The organism is Synechococcus sp. EJ6-Ellesmere (genome assembly GCF_024345875.1).
In the GTDB taxonomy this organism is placed as follows: domain Bacteria; phylum Cyanobacteriota; class Cyanobacteriia; order PCC-6307; family Cyanobiaceae; genus Regnicoccus_A; species Regnicoccus_A antarcticus.
The window spans coordinates 1-6,431 of record NZ_JAGQBY010000172.1 but is presented as its reverse complement, the minus strand read 5'-3'; the positions used below and the strand labels follow the sequence as shown (position 1 = coordinate 6,431).

Sequence of the window (6,431 nt, the reverse complement as noted above, 5' to 3'; positions counted from 1 at the left end):
CGCCACACCTGATCGGCGGGCGTCCAGTCGCTGAGTTCGGAGGACTGGAACCACAGGCGGATCTCGAAGACCGCGGTTTCCGGAGCATCGGAGCCGTGGGTCACATTGCGGCCGATGTTCACCGCCAGATCACCGCGGATGGTGCCGGGTTCGGCCTCCAGGGGCTTGGTGGCACCGATCAGCTTGCGGGCACTGGCGATCACCCCCTCGCCTTCCCACACCATCGCCACCACCGGGCCGCTGGTGATGAACTCCACCAGGCCGGCGAAGAAGGGTCGCTCGCTGTGCACGCCGTAATGGCTTTCGGCCAGCTCACGGCTGGGCACCAGTTGTTTGAGGCCCACCAGCTTGAAGCCCTTGCGCTCGAAGCGGCCGAGGATCTCCCCCACCAGCCCCCGCTGCACCCCATCGGGCTTGATCGCGAGGAAAGTGCGTTCAACGGCCATGGCAAGGGAAGACTTCGGATGGGGCCATCGTCCGCGCTGGGCCTGCCGCTTGGCAAGCCAACCCAGCTGTTCCCCGCGCCACAGGCTCAGGATCCGCCCTGGCCCCCTGCCAGAGCTCAACCCCGAGCAGGCCAAGGCGCTGGGGCTTGGGCCGCCTGGTGCGCCTGACTAAAGTCGTTGAGAGGGCTGAATCACTCCCTCCCCCGCGCGCATGCCTGCCGATACCGTCGCCATCGCTCCCCCGGACCTGGCTTGGAGCGTTGCCGACAGCAGCCGGCTCTACGGCCTCGATGGCTGGGGAGATCCCTATTTCTCTGTGAATGCCCGCGGCCACGTGATGGTGCAGCCCCGGGGGGAGCGGGGCGGCTGCCTGGATCTGGTGGAGCTGGTGCAAGGCTTGCAAGGGCGTGACCTGTCACTGCCGCTGCTGATCCGCTTTGACGACATCCTTGAAGACCGGCTCGAGCGGCTCCATGCCGCCTTTGAGCGGGCGATCGCCCAATACGGCTACGCCGGCCGTTACCAAGGCGTGTTCCCGGTGAAGTGCAACCAGCAGCGCCACGTGGTGGAGCAGCTGGTGGAGAGCGGCCGCCAGTGGCATTTCGGCCTCGAGGCCGGCAGCAAGGCGGAGCTGCTGATCGCCCTCTCCCTGGTGGACGACCCCGAGGCCCTGCTGATCTGCAACGGCTACAAGGATCAGCGCTACATCGAAACGGCGATCCTCGCCCGCCGGCTCGGCCGCCAGCCGGTGGTGGTGATCGAGCAACCCGACGAGGTGGAGCGGATCATCACGGCCAGCCGCGAGCTGGGGGCCGCCCCCCTGATCGGCGTACGGGCCAAGCTGGCCAGCCGCAGCACCGGCCGCTGGGGCAGCTCGGTTGGGGAGCGCGCCAAGTTCGGACTTTCTGTGCCGGATCTGCTCGCCACGGTCGAGGCCCTGCGCCAGGCCGATCTGCTCGGCGAGCTGCGCCTGCTCCACTTCCACGTGGGCAGCCAGATCAACGACATCGCCGTGCTCAAGGACGCCCTGCAGGAGGCGGGCCAGATCTATGTGCAGCTGGCTGAGCTGGGGGCGCCGATGGGCTATCTCGATGTGGGCGGCGGCCTCGGCATCGACTACGACGGCAGCCGCACCGCCACCGCCGCCTCCACCAACTACTCCCTGCAGAACTACGCCAACGACGTGGTGGCCACGGTGCGGGAGTGCTGCGAGCCCCGCTCGGTGCCGCTGCCCACCTTGGTGAGCGAGAGCGGTCGGGCGATCGCCAGCCACTTCAGCGTGCTGGTCTTCGATGTGCTCGGCACCGGTGGGGTGCAGGGGGAGGCACCGCCGGCGCGGGGGGAGGAACCGCTGATCGTGCGCAACCTGCGGGACACCCTGACGACGATCCAGGCCACCGCCCTCGAGGCCCCCGTCCAGGTCGATCACCTGCAGGAGGGCTGGAACGATGCCATCAAGTTCAAGCAGGATGCCCTCTCCGCCTTCCGGCTGGGCTATCTCAGCCTGCCTGAGCGGGGAGCGGCCGAGCAGCTCTACTGGGCCTGCTGCCAGGCCATCGCCGCCCAGCTGCAGAGCTGGAGCGACCCCACCCCCATCCCCGACGACCTCAAGGCGCTGCAGGCTGCCCTGGCGGGCACCTACTACGCCAACCTCTCGATCTTCCGCTCCGCTCCCGACACCTGGGCGATCGATCAGCTCTTTCCGGTGATGCCCATCCACCGGCTCGACGAGCGCCCCAGCCGTCTGGGCAGCTTTGCCGACCTCACCTGCGATTCCGACGGCAAGCTGGCTCGCTTCATCGGCCCCGGCCAGGCCAAACCGCTGCTGGAACTCCACGATTTGCGGGAGGGTGAGCCCTACTGGATCGGCCTGTTTCTCGGCGGCGCCTACCAGGAAGTGATGGGCAACCTGCACAACCTGTTCGGCAGCACCAATGCGGTCCATATCCGTCTGGGGGCCAACGGCCGCTACCGGGTGGAGCATGTGGTGAAGGGCAACACCAATGCCGAGGTGCTCGAAGCGATGGAACACGACCCCGATCAGCTGCTTGAGCGCCTGCGGGTGGCCGGCGAGGCGGCCATCGACCGGGGCGCCCTGCCGATCCGCGATGCCCAACGGCTGATGGCCCACCTGGAAGGCAGCCTGCGGCAAACCACCTACCTGCAGTGAAGCCGTGGGCCGTGGTGCCGGCATCACGGCCGATGAGCTGGCGGGATTTGGTCAAGATTCAGGTGCCGCGAGGGGCGTGAGAATGCTGTATCGCTCATGCGAGCTCACCGAGACAGCCATTCCCAAGCCTGGGGGGAACCTCCCGAATCGACACTCACCAAGGCGTGCCGAGTAACACGATGCCCGCCCAGAAAAACGGGTTCTGTAGGCCACCGTCAATGCGTCGCTGCTGGGCCATGGTCAGGCCGGAGAGGAGAACATCGCCACCGGATCCGATCACCTGATCGCCCACGAGCCGCATCGTGCCGCTCGGCATGGCCGGGCGGGAGTATTGAAGGGCCTCCGCATTGGGGATGCCCCGATACAGGAAGCGATAGAACTGCACAAACAGTGCTGATGTGGCCACATCGTCGACATACCAGAGGCTGCCGATCGCGCTGCGGGAAGCGGCCTGAAGTGCCAACCCCGCAAAGCCCAGTTCACTGTCCGCATCACCCAGGGCGGTGCGGCAGGCACTGAGGCTGAACAAATCCAGCTGGGTGTCCCCACGGCGCTGGCGCAGCTGGGCCAGCTGAGCCAGCGACATCGGTCCAGTCCCTGAGTACAGCCTTGCAGCCGCTGCTCCCCCCGGCAGGAATTCGGCGTGGGTGGCCACATGCACCCGATCGGTGAGCGGATCACCCGCCTTCTCGAGCAGTATCTCGGGAGTGAAACTCCTGTTGAGAAAGAGTTGGGTCGATTCGCCCCTGCCCACCCGATCAAGCTCCTGGGGCACCAGTGGCAGGGGGTTCAGCCCTACGAACTTGGAGGCACCTACCGCCAGTAGTTGTGGTTTGGCCTTCTCGGGCAGTACCGCCAGTTTGGTGAGCCCCAAGGCCGGGGTGAGGCCGAGGCCGTAGCGCTCTCCCAGATAAGTCTGGCCGTCATGGAGGGCCGCGAAGGGCACCGCCTGCAGGCCCGCATCGGCAGAGATCAGCAGGGTGGTGATCCTCTGTTTTTCGATCTGCTCGACTACCGGCTGGAAGAGGATGGAATAAAGCTGCCGAGCCGGTGAGCTGAGATCGCTTACATTGAGTTGGGATTGACTCGCCAACTGGCGGTACAGCTCTCGCAGCAACTCATTGAAGCGCTTGAGCGACATCTCACTGCGGTAACCCTGCACCTCGCCCTCCGGAGGCACCAAGGTGAGATCAAGGAAGGCATCCGCCTGGGGATTGGCGGTCTTCCCCTTGGCTTCACTTAAGCTGATTCGCAGAATCGCAGGGTTATAAAGGGCAGCATCAAAGGACGAGGCGCCGTTGGAGATGGGGGGCGGTAGCGTCTTAGAGTGGCTTGGCGGCACCGCATAGGCAGCTGGGGGGGCTACGGAGAGACCCAGCAGGAGCGGCAGCAAGGCCGCCAAAAAACGGCTCCGCCGGTGGCGGGATGGCCGTCTCATGGTTGACCGCCTCGGATCCTGGCGCGCACGGCTTTGATCACCTCCCGTAAGCTCTTCTGCAATTGAGTGAGGGTGGGCACCACTTCATCGTCAGTGCGATCAAGGCCAAGTTTCGCCGCAGTTTCTTCCATTGCCCGAGTCTCGGAAGCGGCGAACAGTTCCTGCAGCTGCAGGGGGGTAAGTTGCTTCACCGCAGGATTGAACAACCCCAGACCATTAAACGACAGGTCCCAGACAACACTGGTTGATGGTGGGTCTCCACTGGCGAAAACATTGGCGTAGAGGAAGGCGGATTCCGTAAACGTGATCGAAAGCTGATCGGAATCCAGTGGCTCCGATTGGGTGAAGAGGGGCGAGCCCGGCGCGGTGTAGTCGACGGTGGGGTCGAAAAGGCTGGGCTGAATCGGATCGATCGTCTGCTGGAAGGAGACGAGTATGGGAATGGTGGGGCTGTTCGTGCCCGGAGGTACAACAATGACCGGAGGTACAATAATGACCGGGGGTACGATATTGCCCACGGCCACCCCATTCTCGAACAGTTCACCCCCAGTGATGCGGGCGTTGTTGAGAATGGAATCACCGAAAAGGTTGAATGTGGCCCTGCCGCCACCTGTCAGGGAAGTGAAGGCATCGAGGCTGAGGCTGGCGGTGTTCCTTGAGCCCAACAGGATCGATCCACCACTGAGCCCGATCACGTTGAAGGTGGAGCCATTGATGGGGATCCTGGCCCCGTCGATGCTGATCGAGCCGCCGATGGCTGGAGGATCGGCGATCAAGCTGGAGTTGCTGATGGTGACGCTGCTAGGCAGGGCCTTGAGGCCGATCTGAATCGAACCGCCATCGCTCGCACCCGAGCTGTTCAACAAGGCGTTGGAGAGGTTGATGCTGCTGCCATCAAGTTGCACCGTGCCACCAGCACTGCCGCCGCTGGCATCGACGCGGGCGCCGAGGAGGCTCAGGGGGCCACCGCTGGTCACAGAGATCAGAGCGCCGGGGCTGGTGAGCGATGAACCTGTGGCGAGCAGGGTGGCGCCGTTGGAGCTGAGGCTGATGGGCCCACCGGCTGAGCTCACAGCACCGATGAGGTTGAGGCCTCCAGCGACGCTGATGAGGTTCACCGGGCCCGTGGCCCCCACACCCTTGAGGCTGAGATCGCCGCTGGTCTGGGTGATGGCGGCACTGGAGAAGCCGCTGCCGAGGCTGCCGCCGTTCTCGCTATAGGTGCCGTTGAGCACGAGCGGCCCGCTGCCGTTCACCAGCCCTTGGTTGACCAGGGAAGAAGTAGAGAAGCTGCCGCCATTGAGGCTCAAGGTTGCGCCAGTGCCCACGGTGGTTGTACCGCTCACCGCCAGGGAGCCACCGGTGAGGTTGAGGCTCTGATCGTTGAGTAGGTTCTGCAGGTTGGTGCTGCCAGCGGCGGCGTCGTAGGTGACCGCACCGGTGCCGACGGGGATCGCCACGACGGCAACGTTGGCGGCGCTGGGGAGGGCATCCCAGTTGGCCGCATCGCTCCAATTGCCCGCCGTGCTGGCACGCCAGGTGGCTAGGGGGCGGATGGTGATGTCGGCGCTGAGGGTGGTGCTAGGGCTGGCAAAGTTGTAGTTGCCAGCATCGGTGCCGCCGAGAGTGAGGCCGGAGACGTCCACGCTCTTGGCAAGTCCCACGTTGGGGTCTGAGAAGAGGCCCGAACCACCGCTGGCGGCGACACTGTCCCCAGCGATAAGGCCATTGTAGGCAGCGGAGGCTGTGTTGATCGTCGCCTGAGTCGTGCCGTCGTAGAACTTGTTATTAACGGTGAACCCTGAGATGGTCAGATCGAGCCTTTCGATTTCATAGTTGGGCGTTGCTGTTGTAAAACCAGAGAAGGAGTAGTTCCCCGCATCAAGGCCCGTCAGGGAGGTCGATGCGCTCTGGCTGTAGGTGCCAACGATCGGGTTTCCGCTTGTGCTCAACTCACCGGTGTTGACCGAGGCGGTGGAGCCGACGGCATCACTGCCGAAGATGTTGGTGAAGCTGACCGCACCAGGCGCCAGGGCAGAGCCATAGATCGAGCTACCCGATCCAATGCCCGCACCAGAGAGGGCCAACTTGCTGATCGTGTAGTTCGGCGCTGAGGTGAAGCCTGAGAAGGAGTAGTTCCCCGCATCAAGGCCCGTCAGGGAGGTCGATGCGCTCTGGCTGTAGGTGCCAACGATCGCGTTTCCGCTGCTGCTGAGCGTGGAGATGTCGACCGAGGCGGTCGATCCGACCGCATCACTGCCGAAGATGTTGGTGAAGCTGACCGCACCAGGCGCCAGGGCAGAGCCATAGATCGAGCTACCCGATCCAATGCCCGCACCAGAGAGGGCCAACTTGCTGATCGTGTAGTTCGGCGCTG

General features: G+C 64.5%; 4 protein-coding genes. 1 reads left to right on the top strand and 3 read right to left on the bottom strand.

The window, feature by feature from the left end; genetic code table 11:
* The coding region (ndk, locus tag KBY78_RS15150) for a nucleoside-diphosphate kinase (RefSeq protein WP_255144334.1) at positions 1–446 on the bottom strand (446 nt) is incomplete at its 3' end.
* A 211-nt stretch (positions 447–657) separates the two neighbouring features.
* On the opposite strand from ndk, the gene speA reads away from it, so the two are divergent.
* Positions 658–2,616 (top strand): biosynthetic arginine decarboxylase, encoded by a 1,959-nt coding sequence (speA, locus tag KBY78_RS15145; protein ID WP_255144333.1) that lies wholly within the window; start codon positions 658–660, stop codon positions 2,614–2,616.
* Between the two features lie 154 nt (positions 2,617–2,770).
* Here the strand turns inward: speA and KBY78_RS15140 are convergent, their stop codons facing one another.
* Positions 2,771–4,054 (bottom strand): CHAT domain-containing protein, encoded by a 1,284-nt coding sequence (locus tag KBY78_RS15140; protein ID WP_255144332.1) that lies wholly within the window; start codon positions 4,052–4,054, stop codon positions 2,771–2,773.
* Positions 4,051–6,431: YDG domain-containing protein (locus KBY78_RS15135; protein WP_255144331.1), on the bottom strand; the 2,381-nt coding region annotated here is incomplete at its 5' end. The genes KBY78_RS15140 and KBY78_RS15135, both read right to left, overlap by 4 nt.